Below are 24,722 nucleotides of genomic sequence, written 5' to 3' on the forward strand. Positions count from 1 at the left end.
CTTGTTTTTTTGGAATTGATTAAAGTGTTTTTCCAAACACTGTAAGGTTCCACAAGTTTCAGGTTTGTTCAATTTTCAAGGTCCTGCGCGCTGCCCTCGCGGGACAGCTTAGTTATAATACCACTCTCAAAGAGTTTTGTCAACACTTTTTTCGAAGTTTTTTTCACTTTTTTTATCCGGGGTTTTTGGGGGTCTTTTCTTACCTATTCTATATACAAAAAGGCCCCGGACAGGGCAGAGCGTCTGCGCCGTCCGGGGCCGATGCCGTATACCATTACCGCTTGCTGCCCACCCAGAACAGCGCCACGGTGCCGGGGCCGCTGTGGGCACCGATGACCGGGCCGATGTCCCCGATGTGCAGATCCTTCACGCCCAGGGCCCGCAGCTTGTCCGCCACATAGTCGCAGTCGGCCTTGCAGTCCCCGTGGCTCAGGAACACCGTGCCCCCGGTCACATCCAGGGCGGTGGCCTGGTAGTGCTTGACCAGGGCGTCCAGGCTGGCGCGGCGGCCACGGACCTTCTCCATGGGGATCAGGTGGCCTTCGTCGTCCACGTGCAGCACCGGCTTGATGCCCAGCAGGGTGCCGGCCACGGCGGCGGCGCCGCTGCAGCGCCCGCCCCGTTTGAGGAACATCAGATCATCCACCGTGAACCAGGCGCAGACGGTGGGGGCCAGCTTGCGGGCATAGTCGGCCGTCTCGTCCAAAGAGGCGCCGCCCTTGGCGTAGTTGGCCACCAGATAGCTGAACAGCCCTTCGCCCATGCTGGCCTGCAGGGAATCCACCGTGAGGACGCGGCGGCCGGGGAACTTTTCCATCAGTTCCTGGGCGGCCAGGTTGGACGCCTGGTAGGTGCCGGAAAGGCCGCTGGAGAAAGCCAGGTACAGAATATCCTGTCCCTGTTCCAGCACGGGGGTGAAGGCGTCCTCAAAGTCGGCCAGGGTGACCTGGCTGGTGGTGGACATGCTGCCGTTGCGCAGCTTGTTGTAGAAATCCGAAAGGGGCATTTCCCGGCCGTCGGGGTAGTTGCGGTAGGTGGCGCCGTCCAGGGTGAAGGTCATGGGCAGCACCTGCAGGCCGGCCTGTTCGATCAGCGCCGGGGTCAGGTCTCCGGTGGAGTCGGTAAAGATCAGATAATTTGCCATTGTCAGAACGCTCCTTATCAGTATCATCCGTCCCGTTGGAACGGTGGTTATCCATTGCTTACTATACCACACATCCGCCCGGTTTGAAAAGGCCCGGGCAACCGTACAGGCAGCAAAAACCCGGCAGACCGTATGCCCGCCGGGAAGGTATTGCCGAATCAGGATTCTTCGGGGCGCCAACCCTTGCCGATGTCCACCCAGCCGGCGAACTCCTGAGCCGCCCGTTCCAGTTCGGGAATGTGCAGCCGCACGGCGCTGTGGTCGGTGCCCGCCGCCGGATAGACGATGTCGAACCGGCGCAGGCTTTCGTCCAGGTAGACGGGCACCCCCGGCAGATGGTCGAAGGGGCACACCCCGCCCATGGGATGGCCCACCAGCTCCACCAGCTTGTCGGGGGGAATCATCACCGCCTTGGTGCCGAACTGGGCCTTGTACAGGCTGTTGTTGATCCTGGCGTCCCCCGCCAGCACCACCAGAATGGGCCCCGTCTTGGTCTGAAAGGCCATGGTCTTGGCGATGTGGGCTTCCTCGCAGCCCAGGTCGGCGGCCGCCTGGGCCACCGTACCGCTGCACTGGGCCAGGTCGATGGCCCGGTCCCCCAGGCCGAATTGTTCCAGATACTCCCGTACCTTTTCAAAAGACATGGTTGCTCTCCCCTTTCTCGTCAACGGGCCTTGCCCAGCAGCTTGGTGCGCACATAGGCAAAGCAGGCGTCCTCCCCCTCATCCCGCAGGATGGTCAGGGCGGTTTCCAGCTGGGCCCGGCTGTCCGGGTGCATGACATAGTGGTCCTTGCTGCGCTCGTAATACTCCCAGGCCGTGGCGTTGGTGTACTTGTCGCCGGTATAGTTGCGGCTGGCGGCAATGCGGTCACAGATCATCTCGGCCACATACCGTTCCGGCATCCGCATCCCCGCCAGGGCGTAGGGGCCCTTGGGGGAATAGTCGATCCAGTATTCCAGGTGGTGCTTGTTCCGGCCCTTGTGGTGCAGCCAGGCGGCGCTGTAGCCTTCGGCCTTACGCTGGGCGTTGTTGGGGCTGCAGCTGCCCTGCCAGTATTTGGCCCCGGCCAGAAATTCCACCGGGGACAGCTTGCTCAGGTCATGGAGCAGGCCCTGGCGGTACAATCCGCAGCGGAAGCAATACCGCATGACCAGCATTTTGTGGTGGTGAATGGTTTTATAGTGCTTGATGGGGTGCCACACGGGCCGCCGCCTCCTTTTCCCCGCCGGGCGGGGGAGTCTTTCTTGATTGTACACGAAAACCCGGACTTTGAAAAGCCCCGCCGGGGGCGGGGCTTTCGCTTTCAGGAACGGGATGCCGGTTGGGCCGCCGTCTTGGCCTGGGAAGCTTCGGCGGTTTTTTCGGCGGCCGGTTTGCGGCCGGGCAGCTGTGCCCCCACGATGGCCGCAAACATCAGGCAGCAGCCCAGGGTCTCCACGGGGGTCAGGGTCTGGTGCAGCACCACCCATCCGGCCAGGGCGCTGAAGACGCTTTCCAGGCACATGGCCAGGCTGGCGATGGTGGGGTCCAGGTTCTGCTGGCCCAGAATCTGCAGGGTATAGCCCACCCCGCTGGACAGGATGCCGCAGTACAGGATGGACACCGCCGCCCCGGCCAGCTGGGCGGGGGTGGGGTTTTCAAACAGGAACATGAACAGGGTGGAGAGCACCGCCGTCATGAGGAATTCCGCAAAGCTCAGCTGCACCCCGTCCAGCTGAGGGCCGAAGTGGTCCACCAGCATGATCTGGAAGCTGAACAGCAGGGCGCAGAGCAGCAGCTGCCATTCGCCCCCGGTGAGGGTGAGGGCATCCCGCCCGGCCATGCACAGCAGGTACAGCCCCACCACGCTGACGGCCACACAGACCCACAGCTTGGCGCCGGGGCGGCGGCCGGCGAACAGGCCCAGCACCGGCACGATGACCACGTACAGGGCGGTGAGGAACCCGGCCTTGGCGGTGCTGGTGGTGCCCACGCCCATCTGCTGGGCGGCGGAGGCGGCGAACAGGGCGATGCCGCACAGCGCCCCGCCCAGCACCAGGGTTTTGGGCTTGATCCAGAAGGGCAGGCGGCTGCCCTGTTTCTGCCGGGTCTTGTGGCGCACAAAAATCAGGCCCAGCAGAAAGGCGCAGGCCAGCCAGCTGCGGGCCGCCAGAAAGGTGTAGGCGCCCACATAGCCGCTGCCCACGCTCTGGGCCACAAACGCCACGCCCCAGATCAGGGCGCCCAGCACCAGCAACAGGGTGTTGCGCAGCTGGGTACGGTCAAGGGTGGGATGATGCATGGGTGTGATTCCTCCTGTTCGTTTGGGGAAGGTAGATGCAGAGCCTCCCCTGTGCAAGGGAAGTCGGGGCACAGCCCCGGAAGGGTTGTGGAGTTTGCCGTATTTGCCGTTCGCGGGCAACAACAGCAAGTTTCCAACCCCTCAGCCGCCTTCGGCGCCAGCTCTCCTTACACCGGGGAGCCTTTTGGGTTTATGCTTCCCGGGGGGCAAAAAAAGGAGCCGGCCCGGGGGCCGGTCTCTTTGCCGTTAGGCGTCTTCGTTTTCCACGGTGGTCATTTCCTCGCTGCCCACACCGGTCACGGTCATGGCGCCGGTGATGTAGTAGCTGCTGGAATCATAGCTGATATACACCTTGTACATCTTGCCGGGGGTCAGGCCGGAGATGGTGGCGGTGGAGCACTCGCCGCCGGTGGCAAAGTAGACGGTGGTGCCCTGCACGTAGCTGGTCTGGGTGCGGTCATCGGACAGTTCCCAGATGGCGGCCTTGAACTCGTTGATGGTGGCGGAATCGGTGGTGGCGTAGGCGGTGACGGTGACGCTGTCACCACCGGCCACGAAATAGTCGGTGCTGCGGTTGGCAATGCCGTTGAAGGCGATGTACAGGGTGTCGCCGTGGACTTCGTTCACAAAGCGGCCTGTGGTCTCCATGCCGTCGGGGAAGGTGATGCTGCCGCCGGCTTCGGCCTTCTTTTCGGGGGCTTCGTCCTCGTCACCGGCATCGGCATCCCGGAACCCCAGCACGGTGGCGGTGGTCAGGATGGCGTTGGACAGCATTTCCTTGGGGCTGCAGGCGGTCAGGGTCAGGGCCATGACCCCGGCCATTGCCAGTGCGGCCAAACGTTTTTTCAGGCTCATATTGCATACCCTCCAGGGGAAACTTCGTGTGGTGTGCGGCGGCGGGATACACCCCCGCAGTTTGAAAATCTTTGTTTATTATACCCGATTTTCCACGCCGGTACAAGGGGCCGGGGAAAATTCACATGTAAACAGTGGGCAGGCGGGAAAGCCTCCCCTGTGCAAGGGGAGGTGCCGCTTCTTTCCCTCATGCCTCCCCTGTGTAAGGGGAGGTGCCGCGCAGCGGCGGTGGGGTTGTTTTGCTGCCGGCTTCTGGGGGGGAACGACAGATGCCGTTGGGTCTCTTCTTTTTGGTTTGGCAGGTTGGAGGCTGCCGGGGGGACGGCTGGCAGCCGGAGTGTCCTTTCTTTTTTTCTGTCGGCATCCTGCCGGGCGGACGGCTGCCGGCTGTTGAGTCCTTCCTTTTGTGACCAAAAGGAAGCGAAAAGTCCCACCGTTTCGACGCGGTGGACGCCGACCAGGGCTGCGGCCCTGGACCCGGAGATGCGGCCACCTTACGACGGCCTACTCAGGTCCTGGGGGACCTGAGCAAGGAATGGATTTAGAAATCCTTGCGGGGGAGCCTCCCCTGTGTAAGGGGAGGTGCCGCGCAGCGGCGGTGGGGTTGGAAACCATGCCTGATTTCCCGTTACCGGGTAATGCCGTCAAGTCTCCAACCCCTCAGTCGCCTTCGGCGCCAGCTCCCCTTGCACAGGGGAGCCATTACCAGCTGCTGCCGGGAAAAGGTGGCCGCACTCCAACGGGGCAAGGTTTCTCACCCAACCATTGGCCGCTTTTCGCGGCCGCCCCGTTTCGGAAACAACGCTGCGCGTTGCTTTTTTGCCCGGGCGGCATAGCCGCCCGGGCAAAAAAAAGCCCGCACCGGGCAGGTGCGGGCCAAAAACAAAGGTGTTTTACTTCTTCTTTTCCTCGTCCAGACGGTCGAGCAGGTCCCAGACGCCCAGCATATACTGGATGCCCAGGGCACGGTCGTACTTGCCGTAGCCGGGGCGGCAGTTGCCGGGGCCTTCCTCCCACAGCTGACGGCCGTGGTCGGGGCGGATATACCCCTCAAAGCCGCAGTCATGGTAGGCGCGCAGGATCTCGATGATGCCGGTCTCGCCGCAGCAGTCGCGGTGAGCAGCCTCAGAGAAGTCGCCGTTGGGGAAGTGGTGGATGTTGCGGATGTGGGCGAAAGCGATGCGGTCGCAATGCTTGCGCACGATATCGGCAACGTTGTTGTTGGGGTTGGCGTTCAGGCTGCCGGAGCACAGCGTCAGGCAGTTGTACGGATCGTCCACCATGGTCAGGAAGCGCTGGATGCTCTCCTCGTCCACCATCAGGCGGGGCAGGCCGAAGATATCCCATGGCGGATCGTCCATGTGAATGGCCATCTTGATGTCGCATTCGCGGCAGGTGGGCATGATGGCTTCCAGGAAGTACTTCAGGTTCTCCCACAGCTTTTCCTTGGTGACGGGGGCATAGGCCTTGAACAGCTCGTCCAGCTTGGCCATGCGCTCCGGCTCCCAGCCGGGGAAGGTCATGTTGTACTTCTCGGTGAAGTTCAGGATATACTCGGCCATGGCCTTGTAGTCGTCCTGGATCATGTCCTTCTGGTAGAACAGGGCGGTGGAGCCGTCGCCCACCGGGTGGAACAGGTCGGTGCGGGTCCAGTCGAAGATGGGCATGAAGTTGTAGCAGATGACCTTCACGCCGAACTGGGACAGGTTGCGGATGCACTGCTTGTATTTCTCGATGAGCTGGTCACGGGTGGGCAGACCGATCTTGATGTCGTCGTGCACGTTCACAGACTCCACCACATCGGCGTTGAAGCCGGCGGCCTCGATCTGGTCCACGACCTTCTTGATCTCGTCCACTTCCCAGATCTCGCCGGGCATCTTGTCATGCAGGGCCCAGACGATGGTGGAAACGCCGGGAATCTGTTTGATGTCGCCCAGGGTGATGGGGTCGTTGCCCTCACCGTACCAGCGCCATCCCATTTGCATAGGCATAGGTTGTCCTCCTTTATATTGGGTTCACGCCCGCGGGGGGCGAAGGATTACTGCAGAGCTTCGTGCAGGGTCTTGCGCACGGCGCCGGGGCCGGCCAGTTCCGCCACGAAGAACTTTTCGATCTTGTCGGCCAGCACGGTCTGGGTCAGATCGGTGCCGAAGATGGAAGCGTTGCTCAGGATGCCCTTCAGCTGACCGTTGTAGGTTTCGGGCTTGCCCACCTCGATGCCGGCGAGCTTGGCCTGCAGGTCATCCTTCAGCGGGTCGGCAGAAACTTCGAAAGCCTTGCCTTCGTCGTCCACAGCCAGCAGGTAACGCAGCCAGCCGGCCAGGGCCAGAGGAATGGAAACCAGGGTGTTCAGGTCGCGGCCTTCGGCGATATAGCTCTTGATGGTCTCACCGAAGCGGATGCCCACCTTCTGGGAAGTATCGGTGGCGATACGCTGGGGAGCGTCGGGCATGAAGGGGTTGGGCAGACGCTGCTCCACCACCTCGTCGATGAAGGCCTTGGGGTCCAGGATGCCGGGGTTGACCACCACGGGCAGACCTTCCTGGTAGCCCAGGCGCTTGATCAGGGCCACGATGTCGGCGTCCTTCATCTCGTCGCAGATCAGGGTGTAGCCCAGCATGCAGCCGTAGACGCTCATGGCGGTGTGCAGGGGGTTCAGGCAGGTGGTGACCTTCATGCGCTCGGTCTTGTTGACGGTGTCGCGGTCGGTCATATACACGCCGGCCTTTTCCAGGGCGGGACGGCCGTTGGGGAACTTGTCCTCAATGACCAGGTACTGCGGGCGCTCGGCGTTGACGAAGGCCGCAATGAAGGTGTTCTTGGAAGTGACGATGGGAGCCATGCCCTCGATGCCGTCCTTGGCCAGGGATTCCTCCACGATCTTGTGGGGGCGCGGGGTGATCTTGTCGATCATGGACCAGGGGAAGGTGATCTTGGTTTCATCGGTCAGGTAGTCGATGAAGTCCTGGCCCACGTAGCCCTTCTCGGCCCAGGCCTTGGCCACGGTCATGACGCTGGACTGCAGCTTTTCGCCGTTGTGAGAGCAGTTGTCCATGCTGACCACGGCCAGAGGATACTTGCCGGCGTTGAAACGCTCGAACAGCAGGGCGGCCACCATGCTCATGGCATGGCGGGCATGGTCGGGGCCTTCGTCGATGTCGGCCTGGACAACGGGCATCAGGCTGCCGTCCGGACGGTACAGGGCGTAGCCCTTCTCGGTGATGGTGAAGGAGATCATCTGCAGACCGGGATCGGTGAAGATTTCCTTGAAGCGGGCCATCATGGCGGCGTCGGCGGAGTTGGCGCGCAGACCTTCGGCCACGGAACCGATGATCTCACGGCTGGTGGTGCCGTCGGGGTTCAGGGTGACGTTCATGGTCAGGCAGTCGTAAGGGGTGTAGATCTTGTCGATGATGTCGTAATCGAAGGTGTCGGCGGCGATGATGCCCTTGTCGGCCAGGCCCTCGTTCAGCAGGCGCTGCTGCAAAGCGGCCACAAAGCCGCGGAAGATGTTGCCGGCGCCGAAGTGGACCCAGATGGGATGGGCTTTGGTGGCGGCGGAAACGGCCTCGTGGTCAAAAGCGGGCAGCTTGACGCCCAGGGCTTCCCATTCAGCCTTCTGGTTTTTGATGGATGCAGCGTTCATTTGCATGATGATACACACTCCTTAACAGTTGCTTAAAGGGGCGGCGGACGGTGTGTTCCGTTCTGCCTTTCTGTCCCCTAGTATACGATGTTCTTTTTACAAGTTAAATTGACGGGATTGCTTGAAAGATTGCGAAAATTGCGGTACAATCAGAAGGTAAGCTCTGCTGTTCCACCATGTGGATTTTTGCGGCTGCTGTGTGGTTTGTGGGTTGTGTTTTTTGGCTTTTCCGGGCAGACGGCTGCCTGCCGTGGGGTTGTCGCTTTTTGGCGTCAAAAAGCGACGGAAAACCGCCACCGTTTCGACGCGGTGGACGCCGACCAGGGTTTTCAACCCTGGACCCGTGTGCGGCCACCTGACGACGGCCTATTCACCGGCCTGGGGGCCGGTGAACAAGGAAATGGATTTAAAACCATTTCCCGGCAGCAGCTGCTGAAGGCTCCCCTGTGTAAGGGGAGCTGGCGGCCGTCAGGCCGACTGAGGGGTTGGAGACTTGACGGGTTTGCCCGGTAACGGGAAATCAGGCAGGGTTTACAACCCCTCCGCCGCTGCGCGGCACCTCCCCTTACACAGGGGAGGCCTGGAGGAAGATGCGACTGCGCGGCACATCCCCTTGCACAGGGGAGGCTTTCCGGAAGCGCCATTTTAATCATTTTCCTTGCTCAGGTCCCCCAGGACCTGAGTAGGCCGTCGGTAGGTGGCCGCATCTTGGGGTCCGGGGCCGCAGCCCCGGCCGGCGGCCGCCGCATCGGAACGGCGGGACTTTTCGCTTCCTTTTGGTCACAAAAGGAAGGACTCAACGGCAGGCCGCCGCTTGCCAGGAAGTGTACAACCCCTCAGTCGCCTTCGGCGACAGCTCCCCTTACACAGGGGAGCCGGTCTCGGCATCCAGTTTTCCCTCATTCCAAGGAGGTCTCCCTCATGTCCACACCCTTCCAGCCTTACACCCGGCGCCAGACCATGATCGCGTCGGACTTTGAGGTGTACCGCTATCGCAGCACCTACATGAATGAGGTTGCCCTGCATCACCATGATTTTTACGAAATCTATCTGCTGCTGCGGGGCCAGGTGAGCTATATCGTGGAAAATCACCTGTACAAGATGCGCCCCGGGGACATCATGCTGGTCAGTCCGCTGGAACTGCACCAGGCCCGCATTGCCACCGACACCGAACCCTATGAGCGGATCGTGCTGTGGGTGGCGCGGCCCTATCTGGAGCGGCTTTCCAGCGCCCGCACCAGCCTGACCCGGTGTTTTGACACCACCGTGGCCGGGCACACCAACCTGCTGCGCCTGCCCGGGGCCACCAGCGCGGCCATGCGCCAGAAACTGGAAACCCTGGGGGAGCTCCATGCCCGGCAAGGCTACGGCGATGACCTGCTGGCCACCGGGTGCCTGGTTTCCCTGTTGGTGGAGCTGAACCGGGCCGCCGCCGACCGCCGTGGCCAGAACATCGCCGACTGCTCCACCGACCGGGTGGTGGACGCGGTGCTCACCTACATCAACGAGCACTACAACGAGCCCCTGACCCTGGACATGCTCTCGGAAAAATTCTTTATCAGCAAATACCACCTGCTGCGCAAATTCGACGCCCAGGTGGGCACCACCGTGCACCGGTATATCCTGCAAAAGCGTCTGCTCATTGCCAAGCAGCTGCTGGCCGGGGGCGTGGCCCCCAACGAGGCCTGCGGCTACTGCGGGTTCGGGGATTACGCCAATTTCTATCGGGCTTTCCGGGGGGAATATGGCACCACGCCCCGGCAATACGCCCAAACTATTCGCGAACAGGGGTAGTTTTTTGGCCAAAACCTCTCAAAAGAAGTATACCACACCCCCTCCCTTCCACGCAAGCACCCCCGCCGGGCCAAGGGCTGCCCCGCCAAAAATTCCCTGGCAGTTTTTTTGACGCAGCCGTGAAAATTCCCCGGTGAGAAAGCTTTCATTTTTGTACATTATGTCCCCATTTTGTGCATAAAATTGCCAAGTTAGGCTTGCATAACCCACCGGGTCGGTGCTACAATGATGAAAACGCGGGAGACCGTACCTGTACGGTATTCCGCGTGTCGGCGTACCGTCCCACCGTGCAAAGCGGCCGCCGTGCAAAAACACTATGCACGGAGATAAGGAGTATCACCATGGCTCATACCGTTTCCAGCGAATGCGTTGCTTGCGGCGCCTGCGTTGACACCTGCCCCGTCGGTGCTATCAGCATGGCCGACAAGGCTGTCGTCGATGCCGCTACCTGCATTGATTGCGGCGCTTGCGAAGGCGTCTGCCCCACCGGTGCCATCCAGCCGGAATAATCTTCCGACCGAACATGGTTACAAAAGCCCCGTCGTGTTTTTGGCACGGCGGGGCTTTTTGTTTTTTCCGCAGCCTTCCGGCCGGGAAAATTTTCCACAATTTTTGATTTTCCGGTGAAAAACTCAGTAGATGGGCCCCTGGGCGAAGAATTCCATGGTGTACAGCACCCCCAGCACCGCCCACAGCACCAGGGCGGCGGCCCGCAGGCCGTTTTTGCGGAAAATCACCGCCGGCAGCACCGGCAGCAGGAAGCAGGCGGCGAAGTACCGGGGCAGGCTGATGGCCCAGGTGGTTCCCGCCGTGAGGGCGAAGTAGGCCAGGGCGTAGCCCAGGTACTGGGGCGGCAGCCGCCGGGCGGTGAGGGCCAGCAGCCCCAGCACCAGGAAGATGGCCGCCACCGCCGCCCCGCACAGGTAGAGGGCGGCGGTACGGTTGGAGGTCCACCACTGGGCCATGTACCGCAGATGGTAGGCCACCGTGTTGGGGAACAGGCCCAGGGCCTGGCCCCAGTGGTCTTTCTGGTAGAAGGCGTACTGGGTGGGGTTGCCGTACACCGCCCAGTTCAGGGCAAAGTAGAGTCCCAGCCCTGCCGGGGGCCCGGCCACGGCCAGCACCGCCCCGGGGCCGGGGGCGTGCATGTGGCAGCAGGCCCGCCCGATGAGCCAGATCAGGGCCAGGCCGCAGAGCAGCCCGCCGGGGGCCCGGGTGAGGGCGGCCAGCAGACCCACCAGCCCGCACAGGGCCCAGTGCTGCCGTTCCAGCAGCAGCACGTAGGCGGTGGAGAGGAGCAGGAAGAGGCTTTCGGTCATGGGGGCAAAGAAGAAGAGGCTTCCCGGCCCCACCGCCGTGAAAGCCAGCGCCCACAGGGCCCGGTGGTGGCCGAACCGCCCGGCCAGCACCAGATAGAGGTTGGCCCCCGCCGCGGCGAACAGCGGTACCTGCACCGCCAGGGCCAGCACCCCCCAGTCCAGAACGCCCAGGGGGTTGAGCAGCCGCAGCAGGGCGGGAAAGAGCGGGAAGAAGACGATCATCAGGTACTGTTCGGGAAAGGCCTCCCCGGTGCCGTAGCCGTATTGGGCCAGGTCAATGTAGTGGCGGGCGTCGGTGTTGCCGTAATACTGGGCCTGCAAAGCGGCCAGGGGGTCCAGGTCAGGATAGCGCACCAGGGCGGCGGTCCAGAACACGGCCTGCCACACCAGGGCGATGAGCAGGCAGACGGCGGCGGCATGGCGCCATTTCCAGCGGGGGCCGGTGTCCCCGGGAGGCAGCGGGCGCAGGATGGCGGGGCGCAGGGTGCCCGCCACGCACACCCCGGCGCACCACACAAAGAGCAGGACGGCCAGGGCGGGCTGAATCCATGGGATGATTGACAAGATGGTTTCCCCCTTTTTGGCGGAATACAAAAGCGCCCCGGCGCGCCCGCGAAGGGGAGCAGGCCGGAGCGCTGCAAAGGCAGGATTATTCGTCGGAGATGGGAATGTTGCCGTTCTCCTCTTCCTCGGGAGCCAGCTCAATGTCGAAAGCGGCGCCGCAGTTGGGGCAGACCAGTTCCTGGTTGAGCAGAGTGTCCTCGTCCACGGCGGTGACGGCGCCGCAGTTGGGGCAGGTGACCTCGTATTCGGCGTCATCGTCGTCGGACTCGTCTTCCTCGTCCTCGTCGTCGATGCCGAAGAGGGCGTCGGTCAGATCGTCCATGTCCTCATCGATGGCGTCCAGCTCATCGAACGCCTGGTCCAGCGCCTGGTCATGCTCGGTGACGGTGGCAGCCATCGCCTCCAGCAGATCCATCATGGCGGCAATGATCTTGCCGTTCTTGCTGTTGGGGTCAAATTCCATGCCGGTCATCAGGCCGCGGATGTAGGCGGCCTTGGCGTTCAGGTCCATAGCCATAAGGGTTTACCTCCTTTGTTTTGCAAACGGATATGCTGCACCCGCCAGGGGTGCAAAAAGCCGGGCGCGGCAGACCCGCGGCCCGGCTCAGGCACATAAATCAGTTGACGCGCTCCATATACTCGCCGGTGCGGGTATCGATGCGGATCTTGTCGCCTTCGTTGATGAACAGGGGCACGCGGATTTCGGCGCCGGTCTCAACCTTGGCGGGCTTCAGGGTATTGGTGGCGGTGTTGCCTTTGAAGCCGGGTTCGGTCTCGGTGACTTCCAGCTCGATGAAGTTGGGGATTTCCACGCTGAAGACCTTGCCCTTGTAGGACAGCAGCTTGCAGACTTCGTTCTCCTTGCAGAACTTGAAGTTTTCCGGCACGTCGGAAGCGCTGACCGGGATATCGTCGTAGGTCTCGTTATCCATGAAGTGATACAGGCCGCCGTCCTCGTAGCTGTAGGTCACTTCCTTGCGCTCGATGAACGCCTGGGGGAACTTGGCGGTGGGGTTGTAGCTGGTTTCGACCACGGAACCGGTGATGACGTTCTTGGTCTTGGTGCGCACAAAGGCAGCGCCCTTGCCGGGCTTGACATGCTGGAACTCCACAACCTGGAGAACCTGGCCGTCCTGTTCAAAGGTGACGCCGTTACGGAATTCGCCTGCAGAGATCATAAATGGATTCCTCCGATTACAGAATTAAGTTGATGCAAATAAAACATACCTGTTGATATTTTACCCGAAAACTTGGCGTATTGCAAGTGTTTTGAGCCACACAAGCACAAAAAATGGGGATTGCGGGTGGATTTTTTGCGGCAGAATCGCTGTCTGCACAAGCACGGACCGGCTCCCCTGTGTAAGGGGCGGCTTTGCGGACGAGCCGAGACCGGCTCCCCTGTGCAAGGGGAGCTGGCGGCCGCAGGCCGACTGAGGGGTTGTAAGCTTGGTGGTGTTGCCCGGTAATGGGAAATCGGGCAAGGTTTACAACCCCTCCGCCGCTGCGCGGCACCTCCCCTTACACGGGGGAGGCATAGGGAGAAAAAGGCGGCACCTACCCTTGCATAGGGGAGGCTTTTCGGAAGTGCCATTTTAATCATTTTCCTTGCTCAGGTCCCCCAGGACCTGAGTAGGCCGTCGCAAGGTGGCCGCACTCCCCGGGTCCAGGGCCGCAGCCCTGGTCGGCGTCCACCGCGTCGAAACGGTGGGACTTTTCGCTTCCTTTTGGTCACAAAAGGAAGGACTTTCCGTCAAGCACCCGCTTGCCAAGAAGCAAGAGGCAGACCAACCCCTCCGCCGCTGCGCGGCACCTCCCCTTACACAGGGGAGGCTTAGGGAGAAAAAGGCGGCACCTCTCCCCTTGCACAGGGGAGGCTTTCCTCATCACGCCTCCTCAAACGCCTTTCGCAAAGTCGCCGCGTCCTCCGCCTGGGTGCCGGCGGATTCGCAGATGAAGGTGGGGTGCAGCCCCCGCTGTTTCAGCAGCTTCATCAGGGGTTCATGGGGCGGGCCGTACTGGGTGTCCGCAAAGGTCAGGTGCATCTTCTCCCCGCCGTCGGTGTAGGCGATGCGGGAAAAATGGGCGTGGAAGTTTTTGGCCCGCTCATCCCCCAAAGCCTCCTCCAGCCGGTCCAGCAGGGCGGCGTACCCCTTGCCCTCGGGGTCGGCCAGGTCCTGGCCCCGGCTGCGGGCGTACAGATGCCCGAAGTCGATGCAGGGGGTGATGCGCTTGTCCACGGCGCACAGGGCCAGCACCTCGTCCAGGGTGCCCAGCTGGCCCACCTTGCCCATGGTCTCGGGGCAGAGGATGCAGTCCCCGTACCCCGCCTCGTCCACCGCCTTCTGGGCCCGGGTCAGGGTGTCCATGGCCTTTTCCAGGGCGGCTTCCCGGCTCTGCTTGCCGCAGGACCCCGCGTGGAAGATCACCCGGCGCCCGCCCATGGCCTTGACGGCGGCACAGCTCTGGAGCAGATAGTCCACGCTGTGCAGGCGCTTGTCCTCCTCCAGGCTGCTCATACTGATGTAGTAGGGGGCGTGCACCGAAAGCACGATCCCCTGGGCGGCACAGGCGGCGCCCAGTTCGGCGGCACGCTCGGCACTGATTCGCACCCCCCGGCCGCACTGGTACTCGAAGGCGGTGAGGCCGAAGGAGGAGGTGTAGCGGGCAATGTCCGCCGGGGTCTTGCCGCCGGTGGCCTTGAAGCTGTCCGACAGGCCCGCCGTGCCGAAACGGGGAGATTCATTCATGGGTCACACCGCCTTTTTCGTAGTATCGGCGCACAAAGGGCTTTTCCAGCCTGCGCTTGAGGCGCACCACCTTGTTCTTGTCGTGGGGGGTGCGGGGCAGCACATACAGGCACTGGATGCCGTACAGCCCCGCCGCCATCCGGTCGGTGAAGATCTGGTCCCCCACCATGGCCATGGCGCTGCGGGGCACCCCCAGCCGGTGCCGGGCCACAAACAGCCCCACCGGCAGAGGTTTGCAGGCCAGAGGCACAAAGGCCAGGCCCACCCGCCCCGCAAAGGGCCGCACCCGCTTGGCGGTGTTGTTGGACACGATGGTCAGCGAGATACCGGCGGCGCGCATGGTATCCAGCCAGGCCTGGACGGATTCGTCCAGCTGCTGGCTGCCGTCGCCGGTGAGGGTGTTGTCCACATCCAGCACCAAAGCCCGGATGCCCCGGCTGCGCAGAAATTCCGGGGTGATGGATTCCACATGACGGAAGATGATTTCGGGTGTTAGCAGCATGGTGTTGGCTCCTTGGTTGTGATCGGGTATGAACTGATGGAAGATATTTGTTTTTTACGGCTTCTTGGCAAGCGGCTGCCTACCGGAGTGTTGTCGCTTTTTGACGCCAAAAAGCGACGGAAAAAGCGCCACCGTTTCGACGCGGTGGACGCCGACCAGGGCTGCGGCCCTGGACCCGGGGATGCGGCCACCTTACGACGGCCTACTCAGGTCCTGGGGGACCTGAGCAAGGAAGAAATTAAAAACCATAAGGGAAAGTCGTTGCCAATCCGGAGTCTGCCATGAGCTGTTGCTGTTGGGCAATGGTATAAAAATCATACCTTGTTCACCGGGCCCCAGCCCGGTGAATAGGCCGTCCCGGAGGGGTGGCCGCACATGGGTCCAGGGTTGAAAACCCTGGTCGGCGTCCACCGCATCGAAACGGTGGGACTTTTCGCTTCCTTTTGGTCACAAAAGGAAGGCCCCAACGGCAGACTGCCGTCACCCCGGCAGCCTCCAATCCGCCAAGCAAAAAACAAAAAGCAGACCCGCCGCAGCGGATCTGCTTTGCCGTTCCTTTTGTAAACACGGGTCATCAAATGCAGCCATACAGCCGCTTTTGCCGAAATTTACTTATACTTGCGCTTGCGGGCGGCTTCGGACTTCTTCTTGCGGCGCACAGAAGGCTTCTCATAAGCCTCGCGCTTGCGCACTTCGGCCAGGACACCGCTGCGAGCAGTGCTGCGCTTGAAACGGCGCAGGGCGCTCTCCAGGGATTCGCCCTCCTTGACACGGATCTCCGACATCTTTATCCCTCCCTTGGTCTTTAGACAGGAGTTTGCCGGTCAAAAATTTCTAATCAACCAGTAAACAAAAGTATACTATATGAAAAGGCCGGCTGTCAACCTCGTTTTCGCCGCTTCGGCGAAATTCGCACAAAGTTTACAAATTAAATAACAGCCACAGGGCGCCAAACACCACCGGCTGGTGCAGCATGTACACCAAAAGGCTGTGCCGTCCCAAAAAACACAGGGGTTTCAGCCCCGCGGGGGCGGTTCCCCGGGGGATGGGCGGGCGCATGCGCCCCACAAAATACCCGCACAGGAACAAGAACAGCCAGGGCAGCAGCGGGAAATAATCGGCGGAGGAAAATTTTGTCAGGTCCGGCAGACCCAGCCAGAACAGGTTGGGGGCGTACAGCGCCCCGGGCACCCGGCAAAGGCGCAGCCCCTCGAACCCCAGATACCCCGACGGCAGCTGGTTGGTGAGGGCGAACACCACCGCCGATACCACCAGCCCCGCCGCCGGGGGAATTTTTTCCAGCAGCGGCCGGGCGGCGCAGCACAGCAGGATGGCGCACCCCACCAGATGCAGCACCCCGAACCAGATGGATTCCGACGGCAGGAAGCCCACCGTGACCACAGTGAGCAGCACCGCACACCCGGCCACGATCAGCCCGTTTTTCAGCGGCCGGCGGGAGAGGGTGAAGCTGTACCCCGCCAGCAACAGAAAGCTCCAGCAGATGTACTGCTGCCACACATGGCACCCCGGGGCGGTGATATCGTACCAGGACGAGGTCTGCCCGAACACATACACCCAGTCAAACATGGCATGGTAGGCCACCATGTTGATCATGGCCAGCCCCCGCAAGGCATCCAGCGGCCACAGCCGGGCGGCAGTGGATTTCGGCACGGCGATTCCCCCTTTTTCTGGGACCAGTGTAACACAGCAAGGCCAAAAAGCGCAAGGGGAACGGTTGCAAACCGACGAAATTTGCGGTACAATCTTTGTGGAAAATGACAACATCTGGAAGACCCGCGCCCACTGGGTGCCGGGACCGCAAGGAGGCAGCACCATGCAGGATATCCGCCTGATCGCGCTGGATTTGGACGGCACGGTCTTTGATGATCAGAAGCACATCACCCCCCGCACCCTGGCAGCCATCCGGGCCGCCCTGGACAAAGGCATCGACGTGATTCCCGCCACCGGGCGGTCGGTGACCGGCGTGCCCAAGGAATTCCTGCACATGCCGGGGGTGCGCTACGCCCTGACCTCCAACGGGGCCAGCGTGGTAGAGCTGGCCACCGGCAAGGCCATTGTGACCCTGCCCTTTGAGACCGACCTGGCCCTGCGTGTGCTGGAAGTGGTACAGCGGTTTTCCTCTTCCCTGAGCCTGTTTGTGAACGGCGAATGCTACACCGACCCCGCCAGCGCCGCCATTGTGGAAGCCTGCTGCCCGCCGGAACTGCTGTCCTACGTGCGGGACAGCCGGGTGGTGGTGGACGATCTGGCCGCCCTCATCCGCAGCCGCCCCGGCGAGGTGGAAAAGTTCAGCATCATGTATGCCAGCACCGAGCTTCGGGACGCTGCCCGGGAAGCGGTGCTGGCCGCCTGCCCCGAGGTGGACGCCACCAGCAGCGTGAAGGACAACCTGGAACTGAACGCCCCCGGGGTGAACAAGGGCCGGGGTCTGATGGCCCTGGCGGAGTATCTGGGCCTGCGCAAGGACCAGGTCATGGCCTGCGGCGACAGCGGCAACGACCTGGAGATGGTGCGTCTGGCCGGGCTGGGGGTGGCCATGGCCAACGCCTTTCCCGAAGTGAAGGAGGTGGCCGACGTGATCACCCTGGACAACAACCACGACGGGGTGGCCGCGGCCATTGAAACCTATGCTCTGGGCAAACCTGTTGCGTAAAAAGCTTGCCTTTTTGGCCGCGCTCGCATACAATGTAAAATAGTAAACTATGCGTACCTTTTGTGCGCAGGAATCAACCCAAAGAAGGTGAAAGACATATGGCATGGAATCTCCTTGTCGGGCAATCGGGCGGGCCCACCGCCGTCATCAACTCCAGCCTGGCCGGCGTGTTTGAAAGCGCCCGGGCATTCGGCGCCCAGCATGTGTACGGCATGCAGTATGGTATTGAAGGTCTTTTGGAAGGCCGCATCGTGGATCTGAACGACCAGCTGGGCGACAAGATGGCCATTGAGCTGCTCAAGCGCACCCCGTCCAGCTTTCTGGGCAGCTGCCGCCACAAGCTGCCCGATTTTGCCGTGAACGAAAAACCCTACCAGATCCTGTTTGACCTGTTCAAGCGGTATTCCATCGGGGCGGTGCTGTACATCGGCGGCAACGACTCCATGGACACCATCGCCAAGCTGGCGGCCTACGGCGCCGTGAAGAACAGCGAGATCCGGTTCATCGGCGTGCCCAAGACCATCGACAACGACCTGATGGGCACCGACCACACCCCCGGCTACGGCAGCGCGGCCAAGTACATCGCCACCATTTTGAAGGAAGTCATCTGCGATTCCAGCGTGTACGACCTGCGCAGCGTGACGGTGGCCGAGATCATGGGCCGCCACACCGGCTGGCTGGCGGGGGCGGCTTCCCTGGCTGCGGGCAGCGACAGCGCCGGGCCGGACATTATCCTGCTGCCGGAACGCACCTTTGACGAGGAAGCGTTCTTGAAGCGGGTGGCCGACCTGACCGCCGAAAAGAAGAACGTGATCATTGCCGCCAGCGAGGGCGTGAAGAACAAGGACGGCGTCTTCCTGTGCGATCTGGTGAGCACCGCCGGCCAGCTGGACGCCTTCGGCCACAAGGCCATCCTGTCCGGCACCAGCCGGTACCTGGCCGACCTGATCCGGGTGCGGCTGGGCTGCAAGACCCGGGCCATCGAATTTTCCACCCTGCAGCGGTGTGCCTCCCATCTGGCCAGCCGCACCGACATCACCGAGGCCTATCAGGTGGGCGGCGCCGCCGTGGAAGCCGCCTACAACGGCCAGACCGGCAAGATGTGCGGCATTGTGCGGCTGTCCGACATGCCCTACCGCACCGAAACCACCACCGTGGACGTGGCCGAGGTGGCCAACAAGGAAAAGTGCGTGCCCGCCGACTGGATCACCCCCGACGGCATGCATCTGAACGAACAGTTTGAAAAGTACGCCCGGCCGCTGATTCAGGCCGAACTGACCCCCATCTACATCAACGGCGTACCCCAGCACATCCACCTGCAGGGCTGAGCGCCCGCGCCGGGGGATCCATCATCCGAACGCTGCACGCGTCGAGGACCGCCGCCAGAAGCCCGGTTTTCGGCGCGTGCTTTTTTGTATGGGTATGGGAGTGGATTTTGTCATGAACAACGCATCCGTGCGGGCCCGGCGTGTGGGCTACGCGGCCTTTTTCCTCAGCGGCATCTGCGCCATCAGCAGCGGGGTGGTGGTCAGCCTGCTGCAGCAGCGGTACGGGCTGGCCTACGGCGTGTCGGGGTCGCTGATCTCGGTGATGAGCGTGGGCAACCTGGTGGCCGGGTTTCTGGCCGGGGTGCTGCCCAGCCGTCTGGGGCTGAAGACCACCACCCTGATCCTGGGCACCGGCTACACCCTGGGCTACGCCCTCATGGGGGTATCCGGGCAGGTATGGCTGCTCACCGCGGCCTTTGCCCTGGTGGGCCTGGCCAAGGGCGGGGCCATCAACGCCTGCACCATCCTGGTGGGGGACAACGTCCCCGACCGCACCCGGGGCATGAACACCATGCACAGCTGCTACGCCTGCGGGGCGCTGCTGTGTCCCTTTGTGGCGGCGGGGGCTTCGGCGGCTTTCGGGATTTCCGGCCCCACCAACCTGCTGGCGGTGCTGGGCCTGGGCCTGCTGCTGGCCTTTGCCCTGGCCCCCGCCTCCCTCACCGGGCAGCGGCAGGGGGCGGCCCGGCCGGACTGGAGTTTCTGCCGCAGCCGGAAATTCTGGCTGCTCACCGCCCTGCTCTTCTGCCAGAACGGGGCCGAGACCAGCGTCACCGGCTGGCTGGTGACCTACTTCAAGGACCAGGGCATCCTGAGCGGGGCGGTGAGCCCCTACACCGTCACCCTGCTGTGGGGGGCCACCATGGCGGGACGGCTGTACCTGGCCTTTGTGCGCCCGCCCAAGAATCCCTACACCGCCATGATGATCATGGGCCTGGGCTGCACGGTGTTTTACGGCGGGCTGATGCTGGCCCGCACCCAGGTACCGGCCCTTTTGCTGCTGTTGCTGTTTGCGTTGTCCATTGCGGGGATGAACCCCACCGCCGTGGCCTGCGCCGGCAAGATGACCAGCGTGACCAGCATGGGGGTCATGCTGCCCGCGGCGGGGCTGGGGGCCATCCTCATGCCCTGGGTCATCGGGCTGGTGGCCGACGCCGCCGGGCTCACCGCCGGCATGGCCTGCAACATCCTGCCCTGCGCCGGGATGCTGCTCTTTGCCGCCCTGGTGCGCCGGGAATCCCGCGCCGATGCCCCCGCCTGAACTTTGCACCATAAAAACTCCCCCGTTTCCGGTCTGCCGAAGCAGGCCCCGGAAACGGGGGAGTTTTGCTGTCATGATCATTCCCAGGCGTTGGGGTCGCTCACCCGCACCCGGATGTAGGCGCTGTCATACTGTCCGTACTCCTCCTCGGGGTCGGTGCAGTAGTCGGTGCTCACGGTCAGACCGTCGTCGGTGTCGTACCAGGTGTACGCCTCCTCATAGGGGTAAGCCGCGGTCATCTTTTCGGCAAAGTCGTCGGGCAGCAGCTCGGGGGCGAAATAGTCCCCCGCCCCGTCAGGGATGGGGATGCCCTGCAGCACCCGGGTGGCTTCCTCCAGCCGGGTGCGGGCCCGGTCCAGGTTTTCCTCGGGGGTCTGCTGGATGTCCACCCCCAGGATGTACTCTATTTCGGCCACCTGTCCCCGGTTGTCCACCAGGACCGAGACCTTCACGTCCTCCGGGGTGATGAACACATCCTCCCCGCCGGAAAGATACCCCGAGACATAGTACCCGTAGTCGGCGTATTGGTCGTAGGGGTCGCTGTACCACACGCCGGTGCAGCCGGCTTCCTCCAGGGTGGCGGCCACCGACTGCAGCCCGGCCGCGGCCAGCTGTTTGCTTTCCTCTATCTGCCGGGCCCCGGCCCCGTACCGGGGCAGAAACACCGACAGCAGCACCGCCGCCGGCAGCAGCACCACCCCCACGGTCACGGCCGACGCCGGCGGGGTGGGAATCTCCCACCAATGGGCCACGGTGCCCGGGGGCAGGTCCGGCCCGGCGCCGGGGGCAAAAGGCCCGGCCCGCAGGGTACGGTCACACAGGTCCAGCCAGGCGGGGTCGGTGCTGCGGCGGCGGGCGGCCACCAGGCAGACGATGGCCCCGGCCCCCAGCAGCACCGCCAGCACAAAGCCCAGGATGACCCCGGGGCGGTAAGCGTCCCGGCGATGGAAAAACACCGAGTCCGCGGCGGTCAGGGCTTCGGTCAGCACCAGCATGACGGCGCAGGCGGTCAGGCCGTCCCGGGCCAGCAGGGGCAGCAGGGTGTATTTTTGGATCAGCTTGCGGTCAGTCGGCGTCAGCATGGGGAGTCTCCTGTTGCGGTTCGGCGGGTTTGTCCGCCGGGGATTCCGCCGCCGGGGGTGCGGGCATCGGGGCAGGCCTGGCGGGCCTGGCCACCGCCAGGCGCACAAGACCGCCGATGGATGCCGCCCCCGCCGGGGCAAAGGCGAAGTTCCACAGCATGGGGATCAGGTGGGGATGGGGCTCGCAGTGGGCGGGGGCCAGCACCATCCAGCTGACGGGGGCGGCCAGACCCAGCACAAAGAGGGCAGCCAGCCCGGCGTATTCGGGGGGCAGGGCGCGGCGGCGAAGAAACAGCACCACCGCAGCCAGCACAAAAGCGGCCAGGCAGATTGCCAGCCACACCGGCGGGGTGAGGCCCACCGGGCCGATCTGCAGGATGGCGTCCCCCTGCACAAAGTAGCGGTCCAGCATGGCGGCGGCGGTGGCGGTGCCGCCGGTGGTGTGGCGCAGAGCTGCGGCCACCACGTTGTCCACCGCGTCGGCCCAGTTGCCGAAGTAGAGCAGGCTTTGCACCAGCCAGACGGCCAGGGCCACCACCACCCCGGCCAGACAGGCCAGCCCGGTGCGGACCATCCGCATGAACCAGCCCCAGGCCGGGCGTTTGCGGCCCAAGGCCAGCACCCAGCAGACAAACAGGGGGATTTCGGCCAGGATCAGGAAGGTGGAGATGAACTCAAACCCGCACATACACCGCACCAGGACGGCGGCAAAGACCAGGAAGTAGGCCCAGTCGGGGGTGATGCGTTTGCGTTTGGTGGCGGCGCACAGGGCCAGCCCCGCCAGGGCGGGGAGCAGCCAGGTCCACAGGCACCAGTACAGGTCCTTCATGCCCCGCTGCACCCAGGGGGAGAGCAGCACCGCGGCCATCCAGCCGACGGCGGCGGGGGCGCCGAAGGTCCGCCACAGCCCGATGCACAACCCCAGAGACACGGCGTAGAACAGGATGCTGTTGGCGGCGTAGAGCATCCGTTCCCGGGCCTCGCCGTTATCCTGCCACACCGAAAACACCTTGTTGAGCACCCCGAACCCCAGGCCCTGCAGCCCGGTCTGGTGGGTGTAGCTCAGGTACTGGTCGGGGGTGACGGGGGTGTTTTCCCGGTAAAGATACCGGTTCTGGGTGTCGCCGAACTCCCCGGTGTAGCTGCCCAGGAACCCGCCGGGGGCGCTCTGGTCCTGCTGCATCTGCAAAATGCGGGCAAAGACCAGGGACTGGGAGTAGTCGTCCCAGAAGCCGGTGCGGTAGGTATCCTGGTTGTGCATGAGGAAGGTCAGCACCACCGAAAGCACCCCCACCCCCAGCAGGGTGAGCAGGGTGCGCAAGATTTTTGGTATGCGGTGAAACAAAGGGAAACCGCCTTTCTGCGGGAATTTTGGTTTTCCCGCTCTTGGGTTATTTGGGGGAAGGCAGACGGGAGTCTGCCGGGGGAAACGGCTGCTTGCCGTTACCTCTTTCCTTTTCGTGCCCGAAAAGGAAACGAAAAGGGCCCGCCGTTCCGATGCGGCGGCCGCCGGCCAGGGTTTTCAACCCTGGACCCGTGTGCGGCCACCCCTCCGGGACGGCCTACTCAGGTCCTGGGGGACCTGAGCAAGGAAAATGATTAAAACGATGCTTCCGGAAAGCCTCCCCTGTGTAAGGGGAGGTGCCGCGCAGCGGCGGTGGGGTTGGAAACCATGCCTGATTTCCCGTTACCGGGCAATACCGTCAAGTCTCCAACCCCTCAGTCGGCCTTCCGGCCGCCAGCTCCCCTTGCACAGGGGAGCCTTCAGCAGCTGCTACCGGGCAATGGTATTAAAATCCCTTCCTTTTCGGGCACGAAAAGGAAAGAGTCCCCGGCAGACTGCCGTCCGCCAAGAAGCCGCCTGTCAAAAATTCAAAAACTCACCGGTCCCACTTATCACACAGCGAGGCAATCTGGCTGGCAAAGCGGGCCAGGTCCTTGTTGGCGCCGCCGCGGTTGTGCTCGATGACCACCATGAGCCGCTTGCCCATGTTGACCAGCCGTTCGTAGGCGGCCGCCGCACGGCGGGACTTGTAGCCTTCGGGGGCGGTGGAGGTGCCCGGTTCCTTGGGAGCGATCTTTTCCCGGTTGCCGGGGGCCACACAGTGCACCTGTCCCCCGCCCAGGATGTACTCTCCGCCGTTGTAGGGGGCTTCGGCGGCGTAGCCTTCCAGCTGCAGGGCCTTGGCAAAGTCGGCGCAGGCGGCGTCCTCGCCGTGGTTCACAAACACAAACCCCGGTTTGGGGGCAAAGCTGTGGATCCACCGCAGCAACCCTTCGTTGTCCGCGTGGCCGGACATGCCGGACATCTGGGCGATCTCGGCATTGACCTGCACCGTCTCGCCGAAGAGCTTCACCTCGTCGATGCCCTCCAGCAGCGCCCGGCCCAACGAGCCGCCCGCCTGGTACCCCACAAACAGGATGGTACATTCCTCCCGCCAGAGGTTGTGCTTGAGATGATGGCGGATGCGCCCGGCGTCGCACATGCCGGACGCCGATATGATCACCTTGGGATTGGGGTCGGCGTTGATGGCCACCGAGTCTTCCTTGGTCTCGCTGATGCGCAGGTTGGGGAACTGCAGAGGGTTTTCCCCCTTGTTCACCAGGGCCAGGGCCTCCTCGTCGTAACATTCGGAGTAGTTTTCCCGGAAAATGTTGGTGGATTTGCTGGCCAGCGGGCTGTCCACATAGACTTCAAAGCCGTCGTGGTGCCTGATGCGCCCTTCGGCCTTGATCTGGCGGATGAAATAAAGCATTTCCTGGGTGCGGCCCACCGCAAAGCTGGGAATGACCACGTTGCCGCCCCGGTCAAAGGTGCGCTGCAAAATTTCGGTCAGTTCCCCCACATAGTCCGGCTTGGGCCCATGGCTGCGCCCGGCGTAGGTGGATTCCATGACCACATAATCCGCGTCGGTCAGGTACTGGGGGTCCCGCAGCAGGGGCTGGTTCAGGTTGCCGATGTCCCCCGAAAAGACGATGGTCTCGGTGTTGCCGTTCTCGGTGATATACAGGCTGATGGAGGCGCTGCCCAACAGATGCCCCACGTCGGTGAAGCAGGCTTCCACCCCGTCCACAATCGGCACCCGCTTGCCGTAGGGCTGGGCCCTGAACTGGGCCATCACCGCCAGGGCGTCCTCCACCGTGTAGTCCGGTTCGATCAGGTCCCGGCCGCTGCGCTGGGCTTTGCGGTTCTTCCACTCCGCCTCCTGCTCCTGGATGTGGGCCGAATCCTCCAGCATGATGCCGCACAGGTCCATGGTGGCGTCGGTGGAGTAGATGGGCCCCTTGTACCCGTTTTTGTACAGGTAGGGAATCCGCCCCGAATGGTCGATATGGGCGTGGGTCAGCAGCACCGCGTCGATCTCGCCGGGGGCACAGGGCAGGTCGGCGTTCTCATAGGTGTCCTTCCCCTGCTCCATGCCGCAGTCGATGAGGATTCTGTGGCCGCCGGTCTCCAGCAGGGTACAACTGCCGGTGACTTCCCGGTCGGCGCCCAAAAAGGTCAGTTTCATGACGAACGCTC

General features: G+C 63.0%; 23 protein-coding genes. 5 read left to right on the top strand and 18 right to left on the bottom strand.

Features of this window, described 5'->3' with window-relative positions:
• Positions 1-274: 274 nt before the first annotated feature.
• From H6B15_RS11140 to H6B15_RS11175, 8 genes are all read right to left on the bottom strand, one after another.
• On the bottom strand, positions 275-1,144 hold the full coding sequence (locus tag H6B15_RS11140) for a DegV family protein (RefSeq protein ID WP_204648055.1): 870 nt from the start codon (positions 1,142-1,144) through the stop codon (positions 275-277).
• 158 nt (positions 1,145-1,302) lie between these two features.
• Positions 1,303-1,788, bottom strand: a complete 486-nt coding sequence (locus H6B15_RS11145; RefSeq protein WP_204648056.1) for a YbaK/EbsC family protein — start codon at positions 1,786-1,788, stop codon at positions 1,303-1,305.
• Positions 1,789-1,808: 20 nt separating this feature from the next.
• A complete protein-coding gene (locus H6B15_RS11150; RefSeq protein ID WP_345941980.1) occupies positions 1,809-2,348 on the bottom strand; it encodes a DUF5662 family protein in 540 nt (179 codons plus the stop codon).
• A 101-nt stretch (positions 2,349-2,449) separates the two neighbouring features.
• Positions 2,450-3,427, bottom strand: coding sequence for a DMT family transporter (locus tag H6B15_RS11155; RefSeq protein WP_204648058.1), 978 nt, complete (start codon positions 3,425-3,427; stop codon positions 2,450-2,452).
• 246 nt (positions 3,428-3,673) lie between these two features.
• Positions 3,674-4,282 (bottom strand): hypothetical protein, encoded by a 609-nt coding sequence (locus H6B15_RS11160; protein ID WP_204648059.1) that lies wholly within the window; start codon positions 4,280-4,282, stop codon positions 3,674-3,676.
• 893 nt (positions 4,283-5,175) lie between these two features.
• Positions 5,176-6,273, bottom strand: a complete 1,098-nt coding sequence (gene uxuA, locus H6B15_RS11165; RefSeq protein ID WP_204648060.1) for a mannonate dehydratase — start codon at positions 6,271-6,273, stop codon at positions 5,176-5,178.
• Positions 6,274-6,320: 47 nt separating this feature from the next.
• On the bottom strand, positions 6,321-7,934 hold the full coding sequence (locus tag H6B15_RS11170; protein WP_204648061.1) for a mannitol dehydrogenase family protein: 1,614 nt from the start codon (positions 7,932-7,934) through the stop codon (positions 6,321-6,323).
• A 90-nt stretch (positions 7,935-8,024) separates the two neighbouring features.
• Positions 8,025-8,261: a hypothetical protein gene (locus tag H6B15_RS11175; protein ID WP_204648062.1), complete on the bottom strand. Its 237-nt coding sequence runs from the start codon at positions 8,259-8,261 to the stop codon at positions 8,025-8,027.
• A 588-nt stretch (positions 8,262-8,849) separates the two neighbouring features.
• Between H6B15_RS11175 and H6B15_RS11180 the strand changes: the two genes are divergently transcribed.
• A complete protein-coding gene (locus H6B15_RS11180) occupies positions 8,850-9,722 on the top strand; it encodes a helix-turn-helix domain-containing protein (protein WP_243424393.1) in 873 nt (290 codons plus the stop codon).
• Between the two features lie 341 nt (positions 9,723-10,063).
• Complete coding sequence (locus tag H6B15_RS11185; RefSeq protein WP_204648064.1) at positions 10,064-10,231, top strand: DUF362 domain-containing protein; 168 nt, start codon at positions 10,064-10,066, stop codon at positions 10,229-10,231.
• 123 nt (positions 10,232-10,354) lie between these two features.
• Here H6B15_RS11185 and H6B15_RS11190 read toward each other — a convergent pair whose 3' ends face one another.
• The 7 genes from H6B15_RS11190 to H6B15_RS11220 form a co-directional block, all read right to left on the bottom strand.
• Positions 10,355-11,605, bottom strand: a complete 1,251-nt coding sequence (locus tag H6B15_RS11190; RefSeq protein WP_204648065.1) for a hypothetical protein — start codon at positions 11,603-11,605, stop codon at positions 10,355-10,357.
• An 85-nt stretch (positions 11,606-11,690) separates the two neighbouring features.
• The gene (locus H6B15_RS11195; RefSeq protein WP_204648067.1) at positions 11,691-12,122 is read right to left on the bottom strand and encodes a CD1247 N-terminal domain-containing protein; all 432 of its coding nucleotides are present in this window, start codon (positions 12,120-12,122) and stop codon (positions 11,691-11,693) included.
• A gap of 100 nt (positions 12,123-12,222) precedes the next feature.
• Positions 12,223-12,783: an elongation factor P gene (efp, locus tag H6B15_RS11200; RefSeq protein WP_204648068.1), complete on the bottom strand. Its 561-nt coding sequence runs from the start codon at positions 12,781-12,783 to the stop codon at positions 12,223-12,225.
• 705 nt (positions 12,784-13,488) lie between these two features.
• Positions 13,489-14,352, bottom strand: coding sequence for a TIM barrel protein (locus H6B15_RS11205; protein ID WP_204648069.1), 864 nt, complete (start codon positions 14,350-14,352; stop codon positions 13,489-13,491).
• Positions 14,345-14,854: a YqeG family HAD IIIA-type phosphatase gene (locus H6B15_RS11210; protein ID WP_204648070.1), complete on the bottom strand. Its 510-nt coding sequence runs from the start codon at positions 14,852-14,854 to the stop codon at positions 14,345-14,347. The genes H6B15_RS11205 and H6B15_RS11210 overlap by 8 nt, the downstream gene beginning before the upstream one ends.
• A 608-nt stretch (positions 14,855-15,462) precedes the next feature.
• Positions 15,463-15,639, bottom strand: coding sequence for a 30S ribosomal protein S21 (rpsU, locus tag H6B15_RS11215; protein ID WP_087170910.1), 177 nt, complete (start codon positions 15,637-15,639; stop codon positions 15,463-15,465).
• A 136-nt stretch (positions 15,640-15,775) separates the two neighbouring features.
• A complete protein-coding gene (locus H6B15_RS11220; RefSeq protein WP_204648071.1) occupies positions 15,776-16,525 on the bottom strand; it encodes a heparan-alpha-glucosaminide N-acetyltransferase domain-containing protein in 750 nt (249 codons plus the stop codon).
• A 163-nt stretch (positions 16,526-16,688) separates the two neighbouring features.
• On the opposite strand from H6B15_RS11220, the gene H6B15_RS11225 reads away from it, so the two are divergent.
• The 3 genes from H6B15_RS11225 to H6B15_RS11235 all read left to right on the top strand — a co-directional run bounded on the left by H6B15_RS11225 (position 16,689) and on the right by H6B15_RS11235 (position 20,117).
• The gene (locus tag H6B15_RS11225) at positions 16,689-17,528 is read left to right on the top strand and encodes a Cof-type HAD-IIB family hydrolase (RefSeq protein ID WP_204648072.1); all 840 of its coding nucleotides are present in this window, start codon (positions 16,689-16,691) and stop codon (positions 17,526-17,528) included.
• A gap of 98 nt (positions 17,529-17,626) precedes the next feature.
• The gene (locus H6B15_RS11230) at positions 17,627-18,856 is read left to right on the top strand and encodes a 6-phosphofructokinase (RefSeq protein ID WP_204648074.1); all 1,230 of its coding nucleotides are present in this window, start codon (positions 17,627-17,629) and stop codon (positions 18,854-18,856) included.
• Positions 18,857-18,968: 112 nt separating this feature from the next.
• Positions 18,969-20,117, top strand: coding sequence for an MFS transporter (locus H6B15_RS11235; protein ID WP_204648076.1), 1,149 nt, complete (start codon positions 18,969-18,971; stop codon positions 20,115-20,117).
• Positions 20,118-20,194: 77 nt separating this feature from the next.
• On the opposite strand, the gene H6B15_RS11240 is transcribed toward H6B15_RS11235, so the two are convergent.
• The 3 genes from H6B15_RS11240 to H6B15_RS11250 all read right to left on the bottom strand — a co-directional run bounded on the left by H6B15_RS11240 (position 20,195) and on the right by H6B15_RS11250 (position 24,711).
• Positions 20,195-21,199 carry a hypothetical protein gene (locus tag H6B15_RS11240; RefSeq protein WP_204648077.1) on the bottom strand — a complete coding sequence of 335 codons (1,005 nt, stop codon included), beginning with the start codon at positions 21,197-21,199 and terminating at the stop codon, positions 20,195-20,197.
• Complete coding sequence (locus H6B15_RS11245; RefSeq protein WP_204648078.1) at positions 21,183-22,544, bottom strand: hypothetical protein; 1,362 nt, start codon at positions 22,542-22,544, stop codon at positions 21,183-21,185. Before H6B15_RS11245 ends, H6B15_RS11240 begins: the two co-directional genes overlap by 17 nt.
• 535 nt (positions 22,545-23,079) lie before the next feature.
• On the bottom strand, positions 23,080-24,711 hold the full coding sequence (locus H6B15_RS11250) for an MBL fold metallo-hydrolase RNA specificity domain-containing protein (RefSeq protein ID WP_204648080.1): 1,632 nt from the start codon (positions 24,709-24,711) through the stop codon (positions 23,080-23,082).
• Positions 24,712-24,722 lie beyond the last annotated feature (11 nt).

The sequence above is a fragment of the Gemmiger formicilis genome (assembly GCF_016900095.1).
GTDB classification, from domain to species: Bacteria; Bacillota; Clostridia; order Oscillospirales; family Ruminococcaceae; genus Gemmiger; species Gemmiger formicilis_A.

Coding starts and splice junctions, on each gene's coding strand:
- H6B15_RS11205 (WP_204648069.1), bottom strand. CDS start 14,352: ATGAATGAATCTCCCCGTTTCGGCACGGCGGGCCTGTCGGACAGCTTC.
- rpsU (WP_087170910.1), bottom strand. CDS start 15,639: ATGTCGGAGATCCGTGTCAAGGAGGGCGAATCCCTGGAGAGCGCCCTG.
- H6B15_RS11225 (WP_204648072.1), top strand. CDS start 16,689: ATGCAGGATATCCGCCTGATCGCGCTGGATTTGGACGGCACGGTCTTT.
- H6B15_RS11235 (WP_204648076.1), top strand. CDS start 18,969: ATGAACAACGCATCCGTGCGGGCCCGGCGTGTGGGCTACGCGGCCTTT.
- H6B15_RS11160 (WP_204648059.1), bottom strand. CDS start 4,282: ATGAGCCTGAAAAAACGTTTGGCCGCACTGGCAATGGCCGGGGTCATG.
- uxuA (WP_204648060.1), bottom strand. CDS start 6,273: ATGCCTATGCAAATGGGATGGCGCTGGTACGGTGAGGGCAACGACCCC.
- H6B15_RS11250 (WP_204648080.1), bottom strand. CDS start 24,711: ATGAAACTGACCTTTTTGGGCGCCGACCGGGAAGTCACCGGCAGTTGT.
- H6B15_RS11185 (WP_204648064.1), top strand. CDS start 10,064: ATGGCTCATACCGTTTCCAGCGAATGCGTTGCTTGCGGCGCCTGCGTT.
- H6B15_RS11240 (WP_204648077.1), bottom strand. CDS start 21,199: ATGCTGACGCCGACTGACCGCAAGCTGATCCAAAAATACACCCTGCTG.
- H6B15_RS11145 (WP_204648056.1), bottom strand. CDS start 1,788: ATGTCTTTTGAAAAGGTACGGGAGTATCTGGAACAATTCGGCCTGGGG.
- H6B15_RS11195 (WP_204648067.1), bottom strand. CDS start 12,122: ATGGCTATGGACCTGAACGCCAAGGCCGCCTACATCCGCGGCCTGATG.
- efp (WP_204648068.1), bottom strand. CDS start 12,783: ATGATCTCTGCAGGCGAATTCCGTAACGGCGTCACCTTTGAACAGGAC.
- H6B15_RS11140 (WP_204648055.1), bottom strand. CDS start 1,144: ATGGCAAATTATCTGATCTTTACCGACTCCACCGGAGACCTGACCCCG.
- H6B15_RS11230 (WP_204648074.1), top strand. CDS start 17,627: ATGGCATGGAATCTCCTTGTCGGGCAATCGGGCGGGCCCACCGCCGTC.
- H6B15_RS11180 (WP_243424393.1), top strand. CDS start 8,850: ATGTCCACACCCTTCCAGCCTTACACCCGGCGCCAGACCATGATCGCG.
- H6B15_RS11210 (WP_204648070.1), bottom strand. CDS start 14,854: ATGCTGCTAACACCCGAAATCATCTTCCGTCATGTGGAATCCATCACC.
- H6B15_RS11155 (WP_204648058.1), bottom strand. CDS start 3,427: ATGCATCATCCCACCCTTGACCGTACCCAGCTGCGCAACACCCTGTTG.
- H6B15_RS11170 (WP_204648061.1), bottom strand. CDS start 7,934: ATGCAAATGAACGCTGCATCCATCAAAAACCAGAAGGCTGAATGGGAA.